The 13,176-nt window shown below is 60.0% G+C and carries 15 protein-coding genes, 1 other RNA gene and 1 pseudogene; 6 read left to right on the top strand and 11 right to left on the bottom strand.

Annotated elements, in window-relative coordinates; all coding sequences use genetic code 11:
• Positions 1-10: 10 nt before the first annotated feature.
• Complete coding sequence (locus tag DRB19_RS05800) at positions 11-685, bottom strand: ParA family protein (RefSeq protein WP_114185095.1); 675 nt, start codon at positions 683-685, stop codon at positions 11-13.
• Positions 686-1,212: 527 nt separating this feature from the next.
• Between DRB19_RS05800 and DRB19_RS05795 the strand changes: the two genes are divergently transcribed.
• Positions 1,213-1,626, top strand: coding sequence for a DUF1236 domain-containing protein (locus DRB19_RS05795; RefSeq protein ID WP_114185094.1), 414 nt, complete (start codon positions 1,213-1,215; stop codon positions 1,624-1,626).
• Between the two features lie 51 nt (positions 1,627-1,677).
• Here the strand turns inward: DRB19_RS05795 and DRB19_RS05790 are convergent, their stop codons facing one another.
• Positions 1,678-2,745, bottom strand: coding sequence for a COX15/CtaA family protein (locus tag DRB19_RS05790; protein ID WP_170148908.1), 1,068 nt, complete (start codon positions 2,743-2,745; stop codon positions 1,678-1,680).
• A gap of 135 nt (positions 2,746-2,880) precedes the next feature.
• Here DRB19_RS05790 and DRB19_RS05785 point away from each other — a divergent pair, with 135 nt between their 5' ends.
• Positions 2,881-3,084, top strand: a complete 204-nt coding sequence (locus tag DRB19_RS05785; RefSeq protein ID WP_308494263.1) for a DUF2842 domain-containing protein — start codon at positions 2,881-2,883, stop codon at positions 3,082-3,084.
• On the opposite strand, the gene DRB19_RS05780 is transcribed toward DRB19_RS05785, so the two are convergent.
• The 6 genes from DRB19_RS05780 to DRB19_RS05755 form a co-directional block, all read right to left on the bottom strand.
• Positions 3,081-3,269: a hypothetical protein gene (locus DRB19_RS05780; RefSeq protein ID WP_114185091.1), complete on the bottom strand. Its 189-nt coding sequence runs from the start codon at positions 3,267-3,269 to the stop codon at positions 3,081-3,083. The two genes, DRB19_RS05785 and DRB19_RS05780, sit on opposite strands and share 4 nt — an antisense overlap.
• 131 nt (positions 3,270-3,400) lie before the next feature.
• Positions 3,401-3,760 carry a hypothetical protein gene (locus tag DRB19_RS05775; protein ID WP_210207442.1) on the bottom strand — a complete coding sequence of 120 codons (360 nt, stop codon included), beginning with the start codon at positions 3,758-3,760 and terminating at the stop codon, positions 3,401-3,403.
• A 167-nt stretch (positions 3,761-3,927) separates the two neighbouring features.
• A complete protein-coding gene (locus tag DRB19_RS05770) occupies positions 3,928-4,971 on the bottom strand; it encodes a helix-turn-helix transcriptional regulator (protein ID WP_162815601.1) in 1,044 nt (347 codons plus the stop codon).
• 13 nt (positions 4,972-4,984) lie between these two features.
• Positions 4,985-5,503: a sensor histidine kinase gene (locus DRB19_RS05765; protein WP_162815600.1), complete on the bottom strand. Its 519-nt coding sequence runs from the start codon at positions 5,501-5,503 to the stop codon at positions 4,985-4,987.
• A 17-nt stretch (positions 5,504-5,520) separates the two neighbouring features.
• Positions 5,521-7,125: a PAS domain-containing protein gene (locus DRB19_RS05760; protein ID WP_114185088.1), complete on the bottom strand. Its 1,605-nt coding sequence runs from the start codon at positions 7,123-7,125 to the stop codon at positions 5,521-5,523.
• Between the two features lies 1 nt (position 7,126).
• Positions 7,127-7,636: a putative pterin-binding protein gene (locus DRB19_RS05755; protein WP_210207441.1), complete on the bottom strand. Its 510-nt coding sequence runs from the start codon at positions 7,634-7,636 to the stop codon at positions 7,127-7,129.
• Between the two features lie 443 nt (positions 7,637-8,079).
• On the opposite strand from DRB19_RS05755, the gene DRB19_RS05750 reads away from it, so the two are divergent.
• Entirely contained in the window at positions 8,080-8,502 is a 423-nt protein-coding gene (locus DRB19_RS05750; protein WP_114185087.1) for a BA14K family protein, read from the top strand.
• Positions 8,503-8,603: 101 nt separating this feature from the next.
• Here DRB19_RS05750 and ssrA read toward each other — a convergent pair.
• Positions 8,604-8,937: a transfer-messenger RNA gene (gene ssrA, locus DRB19_RS05745) on the bottom strand.
• Positions 8,938-9,145: 208 nt separating this feature from the next.
• Between ssrA and DRB19_RS30575 the strand changes: the two genes are divergently transcribed.
• On the top strand, positions 9,146-9,313 hold the full coding sequence (locus DRB19_RS30575) for a hypothetical protein (protein WP_170148907.1): 168 nt from the start codon (positions 9,146-9,148) through the stop codon (positions 9,311-9,313).
• Positions 9,314-9,359: 46 nt separating this feature from the next.
• Here DRB19_RS30575 and DRB19_RS05740 read toward each other — a convergent pair whose 3' ends face one another.
• A complete protein-coding gene (locus tag DRB19_RS05740; protein WP_176602646.1) occupies positions 9,360-9,683 on the bottom strand; it encodes a hypothetical protein in 324 nt (107 codons plus the stop codon).
• Positions 9,684-10,090: 407 nt separating this feature from the next.
• Between DRB19_RS05740 and DRB19_RS31830 the strand changes: the two are divergent.
• Together DRB19_RS31830 and DRB19_RS31825 are read left to right on the top strand one after the other, a co-directional pair.
• Positions 10,091-10,429: pseudogene (locus tag DRB19_RS31830) on the top strand (Arm DNA-binding domain-containing protein); the annotation flags it as partial.
• Positions 10,430-10,741: 312 nt separating this feature from the next.
• On the top strand, positions 10,742-11,419 hold the full coding sequence (locus DRB19_RS31825; RefSeq protein WP_420870159.1) for a site-specific integrase: 678 nt from the start codon (positions 10,742-10,744) through the stop codon (positions 11,417-11,419).
• Positions 11,420-11,779: 360 nt separating this feature from the next.
• On the opposite strand, the gene fahA is transcribed toward DRB19_RS31825, so the two are convergent.
• A complete protein-coding gene (gene fahA, locus DRB19_RS05730) occupies positions 11,780-13,087 on the bottom strand; it encodes a fumarylacetoacetase (RefSeq protein WP_114185085.1) in 1,308 nt (435 codons plus the stop codon).
• Positions 13,088-13,176: the final 89 nt, after the last annotated feature.

Below are 13,176 nucleotides of genomic sequence, written 5' to 3'. Positions count from 1 at the left end.
CTGAATTCGCTCAGGCCGCTGCCGACGTGCGTGCTTTCTTATAAGCGTTGTGGATCGCGTTGAGGGAGCGATCGAGAGCCGTCCAGAGGCGCTCGATTTCCTCGCCACCCTGGGAGCCCGGCTCGTATTCCTGAGCCCCCTCGCCCTTCGTGAGGGAAAGCGAGAGCTCCCCACGATGGGTGATCTGCCCCGACCAGACCGGAACCTTGAGGGCGTTCAGCGCGCCGCGGGCATCCGCCACGACGGCCGCCTCGGTCTCTCCGCGCTTGGGCGGCGCAGCGTTGATGACGGCCGCATAGGGCTTGCGTAGCTCGCGGGCGATATGGACGGTGTCCTGCAGTGCCGCGATGTCGAACAAGCTCGCGCGCGTTGGAATGATCACCAGGGTCGCGTGCTTGATGGCCTCGGCCACGATGGGGGATTTGAGGGGCGGGGTATCGACCAGAACCCACTCGTAACCCTCACGCTTGGCATCCTTCAGGGTTTCGGCGAGGTTGCGGACCCCGCGCTTGAGGGTCAGCTCGTCCTGCTTGCGCAACCCATGCCAGAGGGACAGCGATCCTTGCGGATCTGCGTCAATCAAAAGAGTGCGACGCGAAGGCCCGGCGATATAGGTCGCGAGCTGAGCAGCCAGCGTGCTCTTACCTGAGCCGCCTTTTCGCGAAGCAAAGACCAGCACATTCATCCCTGACTCCCAGATAATCCAGTTCCAACAGCTTGGCGTTTAGAGCGCATGGCACCCTAACATTGTTCCTATTTAACAGAACAACTCCCGAGTTGCTAATTCGACTTTCAATCCTCTGTGCATATCTTAGACGCACGGCAGGCCAATTTTGCCTGCTACAGCATGCCTTTAACAAGGGTCCGCGTGGCTGCGTCGGTAGTTGGGATCTATCCCGGTGCAGCTCAAGGCCAGCAACCATAAAGAATTGCCCGGCCCGAATCATCCCCCTGACGAACGCTATACTGGCCTGAAGGATGATCTGCTTCAGCATGACAGGCTTCGTTGAAATGCTCTCAGGGCAGGGGCCGCCTACCCTGCTCTTCTCACCAGCGTCTCGTTGCTCACCAGAATAGGGGATTCCAGGTATCTAAACCTCTAGATCCACCTCGTTAGCCGTTTTTGCCTATTGGATGGGAAGTCTGTCGCAAGGGAACCTCCTACTTGCTTGGCCGTTTAAACCGCGGCTATCACTTAAGGAGCGTAGTTCCATGTCGAAGAAAATCCTGTTTGCTGGTGCAGTTCTCGCGGTTCTGGCGCCGGCCGGCGCGTTCGCGCAATCCTCGGCTGGCGGCGCTGCTGCCGGTGGCGCGACGGGCGCGGCTGCTGGCGCGATTGTCGGTGGGCCTGTGGGCGCTGCCGTTGGCGGCGTGACCGGCGCGATCGTCGGAGGCCTCACAGCCGAGACCCAGCCGAAGTTCCGTCAGTACGTCGTGACTCAGAGCGTCCCGTCCTACCGTTATACCGACGAGGTCCGGGTCGGCGCCGTGCTGCCTGAATCCGGCGTGACCTACTATGAAGTTCCGGCTGAGTACGGTGTCCGTGGCTACCGCTACACCGTCGTCAACGAGACGCCAGTTCTCGTGGAGCCGGGCACCCGTCGCATCGTTCAGATCGTTCGCTGATCTGACCGGCAGGTGTAAGCAAAGGCGGCCCTCGAGGCCGCCTTTCGCATGTCAGGCGCTTACTCTGGCGTGAACCGCCGCCATCGCCAGAACCACCATGGCGAAGATCTGATGGGCGAGGCCTGCCCAAAGCGGAACCGCCAGGATCAGCGTTATGATGCCTAAAGTCATCTGAGCCAAGCTCAACCCAGCCATGGCGGTGGCCCGGCGAGCCAGCTTCGACTGTGGCGCTCTGCGGCGCGCATTCCAGGCATGGTAAAGCGCGACAGCCACGATGGCGTACGCCGCCATGCGGTGGTTGAACTGAACCAGGGCGACGTTGTCGACGAAGTTCTCGATCCATGGGCTGACGACGAACAGCGCCTGGGCCGAAGGAATGAACGCCCCATCCATGAGGGGCCACGTGTTGTAGGTAAGACCTGCCTTGGACCCTGCCACAAGACCGCCCAACATGATCTGGACGAGGATCAGCCCAAGCAGGATGCATGGCATGTTTGCCTGGAGGCCAACTTCCCGAACCGTCGCGTCACGTTCCTTCAAGCCCGCCGCTACCCAGATGAGGCTGCACAGGATGATGCTCGCGATCATCAGGTGAAGAGTGAGCTTGATCGGCGCAACGGCCGTCATGCCGGGCTCTAGGCCGGACGCCACCATAATCCACCCGACCGCGCCCTGCAGTCCGCCGAGGGTACCAATACCAAGGAGCGTCAGGGCTAACCGTCCGTTGATCGCGCCCCGCACCCAGAACCAGAGCAGGGGGAGGAAGAAGACGATCCCGATAAGGCGGCCAAGCTGACGGTGACCCCATTCCCACGCATAGATGAACTTGAACTCGGACAGGGTCATACCCTTGTTCACGAGTTCATATTGGGGGATTTGCCGGTACTTCTCGAACTCGGTGAGCCAGGCCTGCTCCGTCAGCGGCGGAACCACACCGGTGACGGGCCTCCACTCCGTGATCGACAGGCCGGAACCGGTGAGCCGCGTAGCCCCTCCGACCGCCACCATAACGACGACAAGTGCCGCGAGGACATAGAGCCAGATGCGGACGACGGATAGGGATTGCGTCTGGGGACGGCGCGTCAGTGCGATACCGTCGGTGGAGGCTGCGACAGCCATGCTCGCTCTCGTGATCGATTAGGGCTTGAACCCAGGGTATGGCCTGTCACATAGAGGCTGCCTCTTCGCGAGGCAATCAATGCCGTTGACGCACCTTTGCGGCCGGCCATCGAGAAAAGGGCTCAGAATATGGGTATGCGCGCCCGCAAGCTCATCGGGACCGTCGTGATGATCCTCTTCATCGGGTTCTACGCGCTTTTCGCCATGGCGGTGGCGGAAGGTCGGATCAGGGACGCGCCGACCCTCGTGCAGACCCTGGTCTACATCGTCCTCGGACTGATCTGGGTCGTTCCGCTGATGCCGCTGATCCGCTGGATGGCGAAGCCCGACAAGGCCTAGGCGCCGCCGATTCCCTCAATGATCTTGCCCGTGCCGCCGCATGTCGGGCAGGACGTGACGCCAATGCGTCCCTTCCCCTTGCATTCGGGGCAGACGTTCTCGCCGACGCCTGGTGTTCCCGGCTCCCCTTGGTCGCCCGGATTGAGTTTAGTCGTATCGGACTCGGTCTGCGAAGACTTGTTCATAGCTGGGCTCCCGCTGACACCTCGCTCCTTCAACGCCGGAGTGGAACCGTGGTTGCACCCCCAAACGGGTGAGAGTTCCCTGAGCCGCAAAATCGAAAGGCCCGCTTGAGGCAGGCCTTTCTTTGAATTCTTCAGTTGCAGATCCGTCGGCGGCGCTGCTCCCAGCCCCAACCCGGAACCCACTCATTGTACCGCTCTGTAAAGCAGCGCTCCACATAGGCGCGGCGCGGCGGCGGCGCATAATAGACAGGAGCGGCCTCCTCCACATAAACGGGCGGCGGAGGCGCTACGTAAACGGGAGCCGGCGCAGCATAGACCGGGCTTTGCGAAGCGGCGATCGCGCCGCCGACCGCAAGACCTCCGAGAACGCCGATTGCGGCGGCAGCCCCAGGGGATAGGCGATCCCGCGCCGCAGCGGGTTCGACAGCAGCCAAAGTGGTGACGACCGCCAGAGCAGCAACCGTACCGGAAGCCATACGGAGGATCTTCATGATCAATACCTTACGTTTCGGGGAGATTCCAATGCCCCGCTTCATAAAGTGTTATACGGCCGCAAAGCTCTCCGGAAGCTGAACAGATTGTGGCAGGGCCACGGCGGCCGTGTCCGAATGCCAATATGGTGACTGAACCGTAAACTCGCCTGTTCCTATCCGACCCTTCAATCGCCTGTCGTACGAAGCGGCACGGACAGGAGCACACGGATCAAGTCAGCCTGACGGTTCGTGTCGGTCTTCCGGAAGAGGTTCTTCAGGTGGAAGACAACTGTCGTCTGTGCAACCTCCAACTCTTCGGCGATCTGATCCAGGCGCTTTCCGTCTATCAGCATGAGGGCGACACGGGTCTCGGACGGCGTCAGGTTGTATAGGCGAACGAGGGTCTCGCCCGACACCTTGGTGCGCTGCTCCGTATCGATGAGAAGAAGCACGACCGCCTCGGGTTTCTCGTCCGCGGAGAAACGCTGGCCGGGAACGAGCACAAGGTAGGGACGCCCTCCGGTGAGGCGAGGGAAGGACACGATCTCATCGAGGGATTCCTCATGGAACGCCCTGGCAATCCCCTCATGCAGCTTGGAGTTCTGCTTTGGAGCCGACCCTTTGAGTATGCCCTGGGAAACGCTCGGACCGTCTTCCTCCGCCAGGATGCGCTCGGCTTCCTTGTTCATGAGGCGGACATTGCCCTTCTCGTCGACGATGACCACACCCACGAGAAAACGGTCGAACGCGAAGGTCGCCTTGTACAGGGCTTCCACGGTCCGGCCTCGGGACGATTTCAGGATTTCCTGCCAGGCCTCCTCGGCGCGCTGAACCGCGCCTGACTTGACACGCTCGACCTGATTGAGCCTCGCCGAGACGGTCGCCAGGAGGATCTCGTAGTCGATGGGCTTCACGAGGTAGTCGTCAGCGCCGGCCTGCTTGCCGACGAGAACATCGTTCCGCTCCGCCAAAGCAGTGAGGAAGATGAACGGGATATCCGCAAGGCCACCCTGCTCCCGCATGGCCTTGAGCACGTCGTAGCCGCCGAGCCCTGGCATGGTGATATCGCACAGGACAAGATCAGGCCGATTGTGTTCGAGAAGCGCGAGAGCCTCGCTTCCGTTCGCCGCCTGGAGAACATTGTAGTCGGCAGAGACCAGCTCCTCTGCCAGATCGCTCCTCAGATCGTCTTCGTCTTCAATGCAAAGAATCGTTTTCTGGTCATTCATCGTGTTGAGCCACTCATGCAGCCTGCTGGGCTTGGTCGACATTCGAGATCGGCAAGTCAAAAGTGAAGAGAGACCCCGCGGCTTCGTAACTCTCAACCTGAATCTCGCCGCCATGCAAGTGCATGATCTTCTGAGCGAAATTCAAGCCAATCCCCGTTCCGGCAATTCCGGTCGCCGTGCGGGCGCGGTAAAATCTCTCGAAGATCTTCGACATTTCATCGGCTGGTATTCCGATTCCCCAGTCTCGCACCGAGCAAAAGGCCCGGGAGCCTTCGGTCCAAATCTTGACCTCAACGACAGGGTTGTCCCCCGAATATTTCACGGCGTTCGACAGGAGATTGATGACGACCTGCTCGATCAGGATGCTGTCGCAAAACACCTGGACCGGACCGTCTGGGAGATTGAGCCGAATCTCCGCATGGGTGCTTACCTCGCGCTGCCGGTCGCAAATTTCCGCCACGAGATCCACGAGGCTGCAGGAGGTCGGGTTCAGCTCGAGCCGTCCCGCATCGAGCTTTGCGGCGTTGAGCACGCTCTCCACGAGACGCGTCAGGCGGCGTTCCGAATTCGTTGGACGCGACCGACCAGTTCGTCATGGGTGAGATTCTGCCCTCGCCGCAGGATCCTTTGAGCGCTTGAATCCAGAATGGCCAGCGGCGTGCGGAATTGGTGGGAAACCATCGACACGAAGCTGCGGTAGGCGCTGGTCGTCTCCCGCTCGCGATCGAGAGCGGATTGAAGCGCCTGAGCCGCCTTCTTATAGCCCGTAATATCGGTCAACCGGACAAAGATCGTGCCGCCATCAGCCTTCGTCACGGACAGATGGGCCCAGACACCCTTCTTGATGAGAAGGTCGAGCTCGATCTCGTCGAACGCTGTATCCGCCTGAAGCAGGCGATCGTCCGCGCCTTCGCACATGGCAAAGCAGCGCAGGAAGCTCGCCAGGGTCATCTCTTCCTGGCACCAGAGAACGACCGGATCGGCGGCCCTGATCTGCTCGTTGGCGAACAGAAGCTTGCCGCTCCAGTCAAACGCCGCAAAGCCGTCCAGGGCCGTCTCGATGGCGGCGATCAGGCGGCGCTCGGCTTGGCGCAGGGCGGCTGTACGCTGCAAAACCTTGATTTCCAGGTCGAAGTTCTGGCGCTCGGCCTGTTTGCGGGCAAGCCATTGTTCCGTGACGTCTCGTATGAACGCGATGCCAAGCCTGCGCTCAGCCATGCTCAGGGGGAAACAATTGACCTCGAGGCAGCGCTCCTGACCACGGGAGGACGGGCTGTCGTCTTCGAGGACGGAACTCGTGCCCTCGATGGCCTGGGCCAATGAATGGAGGATCTCCGCTCTCGCGAAGAGGGGATCCAGCCGTCCGAGGTTGTGCCCCACCGTGTCGTCCGGCTTCAAACCCAGCAAAGCCTCCATGCCGGGATTCCAGAGAAGGCAGTTCAGCCGCTCGTCGAAGATGACGATGCCCTGGTTGCTGATGTTGTTGATCACCAGATCCGACAGCTCCTGCTCCTGACGCAGGAGGCGCTTGGCCTGTTTAGCCTCCTGCATGCCTCTGAAGAGGCGCAGCAGCAGGAACGACGCGCTAACTACGATGCCGGCGATGAAGGCGAGACTCTCGAAAACCACTCGCAGATACATGGAGCGAGTGGCGGCGCCCTGCTCCCGGTTGATCAGCATGACCCGGTTGGCCAAGTCCCGCAGCTCAGATGCGAGGCTGCGGCTTTGCGCGCGCAACCGTAAGGCCGCCTCAGGGGAAAGGCCGGCGACGACGAGAGGTTCGGCTAAGGTTAGTTGGAGATATTCATGCTTCAGGCTCCCCATCATGCCGATCTGCTCGATGAAACGCCCCTGCTCCGACCCTTCGAAAAGGACGCCCAGGCGGCTGATCAGGATCGCAAGCCGAAATACAGGGGTTTGCTCTGGGCTCTCGAAGGCGTCCTGGGCCGCGTAGCGAGCGAGGCTTTCAGAGAGGAGCGCGGCCTCGAACTGGGTCTGGCTGATCTGCCAAAGGTTGACGTGCGTGTCTTCAGTGCGGAGGTCGCTCTCGACATTGAGCAGTCGCGCCACCGTGAAAATCAGGCATGCGGCTAAACCTGCAATCACCACCAGGGTGGTCAGGGATGATTTGTAGCTCTGCAGACCGATCTTCATCTTACTCAATATGTAACCGGTTCAACTGCCAAACCCAGCGGGAATCATACCGTATGTCCTGCAAAACCTTGTAGTCGTCGCGAGGGTATACGATCCACAAGGGCTCCTTGCCTCGAATTTTCAACGGCTGGCCGTCAGCCTTCATGGCGATCAATGGTTCGAACTTGAGGTCTTCGAAGGGAATGACAATCTCATAGTCATTCAAGGCCACGGCCGTCATCTTGGTGCCTTTGGCCTCGACCCGCTCGAGGACAGTACGCAATGGGACTCCCTCGAAGAACTGGGGCCGATCCAGCACGACAAAGCCTGTCGTCAAGGACGCGGAGCCAAGTGCGTGCAGCATCTCTCTGTCAAAGCGCGCCTGACCCGGGGCATTGGTTTGCCCGATACTTCCAGAGATCGTCAGGAGAACGGGGCCTGTAGGCTGCGGCAGGGGTTCGGACGCGCGGACTGGAAGCGCCCAGCCCAGCAGAGCCGCAACAATGAGCCGGAACCGCCTACCGTAACGCATAACCCCCAGCGTGCCTTTCCTGTCAGATCCTGCTGCGACATTATATTAGTACACGAACGGCCGATGTGGAAACTATTCTTTGAAAACTATTGCTTTCCGTAATGGCGCCGATGATGCGAGCGGCCTTGTAAGGCGGTGGTTTCACAAGGCTCGCACGGCTCCACAGTTAATGAATCCAACAAGTCTAACGCTTCAGCGACTAAGGATCGTGCAACCCGTCAATACAGGTACACAACCCATACATGGTCGTATAAACTTTACTTTACGTAGAATATCTGCAACTAAAAATTCTATAACTAGAGTAATACATAGAGAATATTTTAGGTTTTCCGCCACTGCGCTCTATTGTGAAATTTTTTGCAACCTTGGCCACAGGCGCTATATTGGCGCGGCCATTTCGATCGGTTGGGTCTCAACCGTTTCTGCAGAACAAGGAGCCAGAAATGCGCAAGTTCGTTGCGGTCGCGCTTGGAGCGGCCACTCTTGCTTCGGCGCTGCCCGCCAGCGCAGACACGGTTCAGAGCCGCCCGCTGCCAGTGGTGGAGGGGGCTTACCCGTCCGAGAGCTATTCGCAATACTACTACCGGCGCGGTTACTATCGACATGGTTACCGGCCGTACGGGGGCTATTACCGCCGGGACAATGGCTCCGCAGTTGCGGCAGGCGTTGCCGGACTCGCAGCGGGCGCGTTGATCGCGGGCGCAATCGCCAGCCAGGCGCAGGCCGAGCCGGTTCCTCCGCCTTCCCCGGGCACGGTTAGCCCTTCTGTGGCCGCTTATTGCGCCCGAAAGTACCGTTCGTACGACCCCGCGAGCGGCACCTTCCTGGCGACTAACGGCATGCGCTACGTCTGCACGTACCCATAAAGCCAGCCTAAACGGCAGAAGACACAGCCCCGCTCCGGCGGGGCTTTCTCTTGCGTCGTAAGGCAATTCCAGAACGGAGCGGAAATGGGAACGGCACCCGAAGGTGCCGTTTCTGTTGCTAGGCTTTCCCGAGCCCCGGATGGTTACGCCGCGAGGCGCACCGCACCCATGTCAACGTTGTCGTTGGCATTTGTGAATTTGCACTATCAAGGCCGTAGCTCAGCCTAATCGCAGCCTAGTCTTTACCGCGCCCAGTCGAACCCAAGTCGCCCCCATCAGAAACACACCAGCCGGTCTCAACCGCCATGTGTTCGTGGTGGAGGCGGCGGGAATTGAACCCGCGTCCTAAACGCTTATTCCACTCTGCCTCTACGATCATAGTCAGGCGAACCTGACCCCTCTGATATAGGGAATAGCACCTGCAATTACCAGTCCAAATTGACCAGGAGAGCGCCCTGTGGAACCTAGCGAGCGCGGGTTCGGGCTCCTCGCCCGAGGGGCCATGGACGCAAGGGCCGGAAGGATTTGCCGAGACTCTGGCTGTCCCGGCTGGCCGCCACATATCTATTCTTGTTGGATTGGCGCGGCCGTTGTCCTGTAATGGCTGCGTTCCACTTTTCTTACGACCGTCGGAGGGAAGACAATGAAAGCCTACCGGCCTCAATGGTCGCTCGAGGACACCCATAGGCTCGTGTCCCTCGCAAAAGAAGGTTGGCCGGTCTCCGTAATCAGCCTGAAGGTGAAGCGCTCGGAAGCCGACGTTTGGGTGAAGCTGCTCGAGCTCCGCCTTGCTCCGCCTGTCGAGCTTTAGGCGGGCGCCCCGGGGACGCCCGCTCCGCTAAAAACTTTTAGGCGTATCAGCACTCGGTTTTATGCTTCGTCGTCGTATCGCCGAAGGCATCCGTCTTCTGTGTTGTGCTCGTCGAGCAGCCAACACTGCCTGTGCTCGCCGGGCCGCGCTGCTCGATGATGACGTTCTGACGGTCGGGCCCCGAGGCTGCGCCGCCGACGACACCGCCTACACCGGCGCCCACCGCCGCGCCGACAGGCCCTCCGACAGCCGCTCCCGCGGCTCCTCCGGCCGCCGCTCCCGCGGCCGCGCCCCCGGTTTCCGCCGATGCCAGCGTCGGAAATGCCACCAGGGCAAACGCAAGTGCAAACCTCGAACCAGGCGTACGCATCCGTTCTCCTCCAAGGATCGCGCGGTCGCCTCAAGGACCGCTACCATTGAATCAATTCTCGGAACTGAAATGCGTTTCAGCTGGGCCGTTTCGAGGCATTCCTCATGCGTCTCGGGCCGGACGGATCTGGGTTCGTTGTCTTGACGAGCACATATAGCGCCGCAGAGGCAACGCTGTCCCCCACCGGCCAATCGCGCCCTGATGGCGCAATCACTAAAACGAAATTCTGAAATGAATGGTCGGAGCGAGAGGATTTGAACCTCCGACCCCTAGTCCCCCAGACTACGGCTCAGCATTCTTCCATCTGATCATAAGTGATCAGAGATGATCGCAAGCGTCTAATTTGCATGTGTTTTCAGTCTATTATACGGTAGGTCTCTAGTCACATGTTTTTATAAGAGCTCTCAATGGTTCAAGAAGCTGCTTCCAACGTGCTTCCGGATGCTTCCGGTGTGCTTCCGGGACACGACCTCCCTAAGGGCACCAGATCATTGGTGCGTCCTCAAACAGCCAAGCATTCTTCAGCTTCGATCTCCATTACAAGGGCGAGCTTGCGCCGACTGATCTGTCCGGCCGGCAAATCCGAAACATTCTATTGGGATGACCAACTCCCTGGTTTGGGACTGCGGGCTTACGCCAGCGGCAAGCGCGTATGGCTTCTCCAGTACCGAGATGCACAAGGGCGAAGCCGGCGGATAGGGCTCGGGGACGTAAATGCTCTAGCTCCGGAGGAGGCCCGAGAAGCAGCCCGCTCACACCTTGTGCAAAAAGCCATCGGCAATGATCCAGCCGCCAAACGCAGGGCTGATCGGCAGGCCATTTGCGTGAGCGATCTGATCGCGGCATATCTTGACCACCAAGAGCAGCATACCAAACGCTCCACCCTCGATCATACCCGGCGAAACCTTAACAAGTATGCATCCTCACTTCATGCTGAGGCGCTAGCAATCATTGATCGAGCCACGATCCACCGGCTCCACAAACGGCTTACGACGACTGCTGGCCCAGTGCAGGCTAATCGAACCCTTGCAACTTTGAGTGCCCTGTTCAGTTGGGGCATGCGGGCGGGCTTGGCAAAGACGAACCCGGCCGCACTAGTTCCAAAAAATCCCGAAGCGCCAAAAACACGGGTTCTCACCGACATTGAGTTATGCTTGATCTGGGAGGCTACAGGAGCGGGCAACGATTATGATCGGATCGTACGCCTCCTAATGCTAACAGGTTGCCGACGCGACGAGATCGGTAACTTACGGTTGAGCGAAATAAACGGTTCAACCATCTCCGTACCTGAAGGTCGAACGAAGACGGGCATTGTACATGAGGTCCCACTTTCGGGACTTGCCCTTATGCAATTGCCTGCACGACGGGAGGCCCGCGACCTTGTGTTTGGTCAGGGGCAAGAAGGTTACTCCAGTTGGTCGCGAAGCAAAGCACGGCTAGATGCTCGGATTGCGCATCTCCGCCAAACTGCCGGCTCACCCGCTTCCGTAGAGGGAGAGGATCTTGCGAGCTACAGCATTCCGCCGTGGGGATTGCATGATTTCCGGCGCACGCTTTCAACAAGGCTCAATGAGGCAGGGATTGATCCCCACGTCGTGGAAGCACTTTTGGGGCACGCGGGCGCGAAACGGGGCGTCGCCGGGGTCTACAACAGAGCTTCATATTTCAGGCAAAAGGCAGAAGCTCTCGAAACATGGGCAGGGATTGTTGCTGCGATAACAACCGCGCCCCGATAGGGTCGGAACGCACCCTACTCCGTTGTGAATGTACGCTCTTCCGGAATGACCAGAACTTCTAGCTAGTTCAGCTCCGCGCCAGGAGTGTAGTTCCCTGCCGCTTGGCTAGTAGCCAAGGAGTGGTAGCGAGCGCAGGGAGTGGGACAACTTCAACGGCCGGAGCGACACAGCAAGCGTCGACCAGTTCCCCAACACCCAACACCGCGGCGTGCCTGCTGTGTCACTGGCGATCAGCGTCAGGTTTCGCGCCGTGGGCCAGAGCATTGATGACGCGGTGAGGCGAGTCCGCACCCATGAAGCCCCCTACCATCACGGAGGCTTCGTTAGGCACGAGCTCGACCGCTGGCGTGATGGCGTTTCTCATGGGGACGGCAGGATCACGGCCCGGCATTCGCCGAACCCGATGGGTGCAAAGCCTTCCCGGTAGCCACGTGCCCGCAGAATGACCTCGTCCCCATCCTCGAGGTAGCGCCGCTCCTCTCCGGACTCCAAGACGATCGGATTCTTTCCACCCAGCGTTGCCTCCAGGAGGCTGCCACAGCTCGTTTCGTCAGGTCCTGAAATCGTCCCCGTCCCCAAGAAGTCACCTGGCTGGAGATTGCAGCCGTTGCAGGTGTGATGCGCCACCATCTGAGCGACTGTCCAATACATGTTTTTCGCATTGGACAAAGCCAGCCGATGGGGCGGCAGTCCTTTGTCGCGTAAGCCAGATGTGAGGAGCAGGACCTCCAGTTCGAGGTCGAGTCCGCCTTCGCGTTGGTCGGCCTCGTCCAGCAGGTAAGGCAGGGGTGCGGGATCGCCCTCCGGCCGGGGTGGCTGAGCGATCCGGAATGGCGCCAGGGCTTCTGGCGTCACGATCCACGCTGAGATGGTGCTGCCGAAGTTCTTGGACAGGAACGGACCGAGCGGCTGGTATTCCCACGCCTGGATGTCCCGAGCCGACCAATCATTCAGCAGGCAGTATCCTGCAACGTGCTCGGGGGCCTCGCTCGCGGAAATGGGTTCGCCGAGAACATTCCCAGGGCCGATCCAGATCCCAAGCTCCAGCTCGTAATCAAGCCGCTGGCTCGGTCTGAAGCTCGGCGTTGATGCGTCGGGTGGCTTCACCTGCCCCTTTGGCCGTCGTACAGGCGTTCCGGATGGGCGGATCGAAGACGCCCGTCCGTGATAGCCGATCGGCACGTACTTGTAGTTCAGCAGCAGAGGATTGTCGGGCCGGAACTGCTTGCCGATGTTGGTGGCATGGTGAATGCCGACATAGAAGTCGGTGTAGTCGCCGATGTGGGCCGGCAGGTGCAATGCGCAATTGGCCGCGTCGTGCAGGCATGTCTCCACCCTACCCTGCTCCGGATTACCCGTGGCCAGCAGCTCAGACAGCCTTGAGCGGAGAGCCTGCCGCGAGCTTGTCCCAAGCGCCAGGAAAGAGTTGAGCACTGGTCCAGTGGCTGCCTCTGCGGCCGCGGCGCTTTCTCCCTCGAACAGACGAGCGGCCAGTGCAGCCGGAAGGTCAAGGATCCGATCCCCGATGGCCACTCCCCCTCTTGGGGAGCCGCCGCTGGGACTGAAGGTCCCCAGCGGCAAGTTCTGGATCGGGAAGTCTAGATGACCGTTGGCAGATGTCACCCAGCTTTCCAGCTTCGGGTCGTGGGTTTGATCGAGTTGAGCCATCGTCCCACTTACCGCTGGTTCGGGTTGAAGTGCTTCTTGAGCTTGTGGCCGTATGCGCCGTAATCCTTCTGCAGCGACTCGGTCTGGAC

This window comes from Microvirga aerophila (assembly GCF_003332305.1).
GTDB classification, from domain to species: Bacteria; Pseudomonadota; Alphaproteobacteria; order Rhizobiales; family Beijerinckiaceae; genus Microvirga; species Microvirga aerophila.
This window is presented reverse-complemented; position numbering and strand designations above follow the sequence as displayed.

Bases quoted from the DNA above. Each gene is read 5' to 3' on its own strand.
- DRB19_RS05800 (WP_114185095.1), bottom strand. From the start codon at position 685: ATGAATGTGCTGGTCTTTGCTTCGCGAAAAGGCGGCTCAGGTAAGAGC.
- DRB19_RS05795 (WP_114185094.1), top strand. From the start codon at position 1,213: ATGTCGAAGAAAATCCTGTTTGCTGGTGCAGTTCTCGCGGTTCTGGCG.
- DRB19_RS05790 (WP_170148908.1), bottom strand. From the start codon at position 2,745: ATGGCTGTCGCAGCCTCCACCGACGGTATCGCACTGACGCGCCGTCCC.
- DRB19_RS05785 (WP_308494263.1), top strand. From the start codon at position 2,881: ATGCGCGCCCGCAAGCTCATCGGGACCGTCGTGATGATCCTCTTCATC.
- DRB19_RS05780 (WP_114185091.1), bottom strand. From the start codon at position 3,269: ATGAACAAGTCTTCGCAGACCGAGTCCGATACGACTAAACTCAATCCG.
- DRB19_RS05775 (WP_210207442.1), bottom strand. From the start codon at position 3,760: ATGAAGATCCTCCGTATGGCTTCCGGTACGGTTGCTGCTCTGGCGGTC.
- DRB19_RS05770 (WP_162815601.1), bottom strand. From the start codon at position 4,971: ATGAATGACCAGAAAACGATTCTTTGCATTGAAGACGAAGACGATCTG.
- DRB19_RS05760 (WP_114185088.1), bottom strand. From the start codon at position 7,125: ATGAAGATCGGTCTGCAGAGCTACAAATCATCCCTGACCACCCTGGTG.
- DRB19_RS05755 (WP_210207441.1), bottom strand. From the start codon at position 7,636: ATGCGTTACGGTAGGCGGTTCCGGCTCATTGTTGCGGCTCTGCTGGGC.
- DRB19_RS05750 (WP_114185087.1), top strand. From the start codon at position 8,080: ATGCGCAAGTTCGTTGCGGTCGCGCTTGGAGCGGCCACTCTTGCTTCG.
- DRB19_RS30575 (WP_170148907.1), top strand. From the start codon at position 9,146: ATGAAAGCCTACCGGCCTCAATGGTCGCTCGAGGACACCCATAGGCTC.
- DRB19_RS05740 (WP_176602646.1), bottom strand. From the start codon at position 9,683: ATGCGTACGCCTGGTTCGAGGTTTGCACTTGCGTTTGCCCTGGTGGCA.
- DRB19_RS31825 (WP_420870159.1), top strand. From the start codon at position 10,742: ATGCGGGCGGGCTTGGCAAAGACGAACCCGGCCGCACTAGTTCCAAAA.
- fahA (WP_114185085.1), bottom strand. From the start codon at position 13,087: ATGGCTCAACTCGATCAAACCCACGACCCGAAGCTGGAAAGCTGGGTG.